Annotated in this window: 3 protein-coding genes; all 3 read left to right on the top strand. The window is 54.9% G+C overall.

Annotated elements, in window-relative coordinates:
- Positions 1-211: 211 nt before the first annotated feature.
- Positions 212-1,360, top strand: a complete 1,149-nt coding sequence (locus tag ACJROR_RS11860) for a nucleoside hydrolase (RefSeq protein ID WP_406547209.1) — start codon at positions 212-214, stop codon at positions 1,358-1,360.
- Positions 1,361-1,594: 234 nt separating this feature from the next.
- Complete coding sequence (locus ACJROR_RS11855; RefSeq protein ID WP_406547208.1) at positions 1,595-2,344, top strand: alpha/beta hydrolase; 750 nt, start codon at positions 1,595-1,597, stop codon at positions 2,342-2,344.
- A gap of 132 nt (positions 2,345-2,476) precedes the next feature.
- On the top strand, positions 2,477-2,699 hold a 223-nt coding region (locus tag ACJROR_RS11850), incomplete at its 3' end, for a hypothetical protein (protein WP_406547207.1).

Below are 2,699 nucleotides of genomic sequence, written 5' to 3'. Positions count from 1 at the left end.
CCTGCTCAAAAAGTGCTGTCACGCCCGCACTTATGACTCAGGATGGTTACATCCCGCCCGTCATTGGGTAAAATGCAGCCGATCTTCTGCTGCCGCGATTTCCGAAAGTTTGCGAGAACGGCCTCTCCCCGGCGGAAAACGGGAAGGAGCCTCAGCCCCGGCCGACAGCATGACATTCACATCAAATACCTGCATACAGGAAAAAAACAGCATGATAAACAGCATTTTAAAAAGAACCCTGTCCGTTGCCTGCGGAGTTTTTATCAGCATGCTCTGCGCCGGTTCTCTTCTGGCAGCGGATGCTCCCGCAAAGGATCAGTCCCGAGTTCCGGTAAAGGTTATTCTGGATACCGACATGGTGGAGCTTTTTGATGACGGCATCGCCATGATGATGCTGAAGAGCGATCCCTCCATTGATCTTCTGGGCGTGGTCACCGTTACCGGAAACTCCTGGGCCAATGACGGCATGGCCTATCTGGTCAGACAGCTTGAGGTCATGAAGAACGGCAAGCCTTATCCGGATCTGGTCATCGGTCAGCAGTATCCGGATCGCCGGGGCGGCGGCTTTGGCCGGGATATCCTCAAGAAGGAGCTGTCCTCGTACGGCGATGTCATGGAGGGCTACATCGGCGCTCAGGAAACCGATAACCCGAAAACCTGGCAGGATTCCTATCAGAAGCGCTACGGCGTTAAGCCCCCGAAAGACCTGAAGATCAGGCAGGACGGCGTGGATTACCTCATCGAAATGGCTCACAAGTATCCTCATCAAATCAAGCTGGTGGCTATCGGTCCCACCACCAATATCGCCGGCGTGGCCAGGAAGGATCCGGAAGCCATCAGGCTCTTCGACGAGGTCATTTACATGGGCGGGGCCTTCTGGGTGAAGGGCAATGCCCACCAGAACGCCGAGTTCAACATCTGGCTGGATCCGGAATCCACTAAGGTGGCCTACCGGGCGCCCTTTGACAACCAGACCTTCGTGGCTCTGGACGTGACCGACAAGACCATCATGGATCACGACCGCTTTAACGCTATCCGCTCCCATATCAAGAACCCGGAGCTTCTGAAGATGTTTAACGATTCCTTCTTCGCCAAGCGCTTCGATGCCGACAAGGACAACAAGTTCTCCTGGTTTGTCTGGGATGTTATCGCCGCCGCCATCACCATTGATCCCTCGCTGATCCTGTCTACCCGCATTGCCTACATCGACTGCGTGGATCAGCCCGGCGCCTCCTACGGCCGCACGGTTCCCTACTCCCGGGAGGAGGCTCCGGAGGGCTCCCGTCCGGCCAGCATCGTGCAGGAGATCGATCAGGATCGCTTCTGGAATATGCTCTACAAATATCTGGAGCAGTTTTAGGAAGGAGCTTTTCAGCCGAGGGGAAGCCCGGGGCTTAAACGCGGCATAAAGCTTTAAATTACAGATGAGGCCGGTTTTTCCGGCCTTTTTGATGTCCGGAGATAAATGATTTCCAAACTTGAGGCTGAGTCAGTGAACAGCCTGGAAAATTGCCCGGGGCTGACCGGAAATTGACCAGAAACTTACGGAATGGCGGTTTATTACGGACTTTTAAATAAACACGGGAGCGCATTTATGGAAAGAGATGACTTCAGATCTGCCGGCAAAAATGCCGCGCTGTACCCTGGTTCCGGCCGGGAGTTCCCCCTCGTGGTGTTAAACTGCTTTGAAGGAGACGGATCTTCGGAGCTCCGGGCCCTTAAGGCCTTGCAGGAAAAGACAGATCCCGCAGAAGAGGAGCTTCGTTTTCATCTTCTGGCCCTCCATATCCCGGACTGGAGAAAGGACATGACTCCATGGCCGGCGCCGCCCCTGACTCCGGGGGAGACGCCCTTCGGGGGCGGGGCGGACGATTTTCTCGGGGATCTGGCCGCGGTCATAATCCCGGAGGCCCGGGCCCGGCTTTCGGAGCCGCCGTCCCGGATCTTTACTGCGGGCTATTCTCTGGCCGGGCTTTTTGCCCTGTACGCTCTTTACCGGAGCGACATGTTTTCCGGAGCGGCGGCGGTTTCCGGCTCCTTCTGGTTTCCGGGCTTTTTGGAATATGCCCGGGAGCATGAGTTCCGGCGGCGGCCGGAAAGGCTGTATTTTTCGCTGGGAGATCGGGAAGGGCGGACTTCCCATAAGCTCCTTAGTACCGTTCCGGAAAACACCGCCGTGCTTATCAGGCATTACCGCAGTCTGGGGATCCCGGCTTTGTGGGAAGAGAACCCCGGGAATCACTTTAAAAATCACTCCGGCCGTACCGCCCGGGGCATCAGAGCTCTTCTGGAACAGGATCCATGGAGCGGGGCGTCTCCGGACTTCGGAAGCGGTTCTGTCTGATTTTATGGCCTTAAGTGATTAAGCCGAGTTCCCGCATTATGAACTCCTGCCGCATAGGGAAATTGAAGAGCCGCCGGCCTTGCAGGGAACTTAAGGCTTCCCGCATCATTTTATTATGAGCTATTCTGCGCTATGCCTGAAGGTTATGGCGCTGCCCAAAGTTTTCTCAGAGATGCAAAGCTCGGTTTTTCCCGAGTTATCATGCATTTTCTGCTTCATCTTCATCTCAAAAATCTCTTTATTCGTCCAAAAGGACGCCTTCAGAACCGGGGCATGCCGGATCGGTCGTTGAGTGAGGAGAGTTTTTTCCGGTTTGACAGCTTGTTTTCCTTATTGTTAAATCCTCTTATCAGCT

This window comes from Succinimonas sp. (genome assembly GCF_045225735.1).
Classification (GTDB): Bacteria; Pseudomonadota; Gammaproteobacteria; order Enterobacterales; family Succinivibrionaceae; genus Succinimonas.
Note: the sequence above shows the minus strand (reverse complement) of the source record. Positions and strands in the feature narration are given on the sequence as shown.

Bases quoted from the DNA above. Each gene is read 5' to 3' on its own strand.
- ACJROR_RS11860 (WP_406547209.1), top strand. From the start codon at position 212: ATGATAAACAGCATTTTAAAAAGAACCCTGTCCGTTGCCTGCGGAGTT.
- ACJROR_RS11855 (WP_406547208.1), top strand. From the start codon at position 1,595: ATGGAAAGAGATGACTTCAGATCTGCCGGCAAAAATGCCGCGCTGTAC.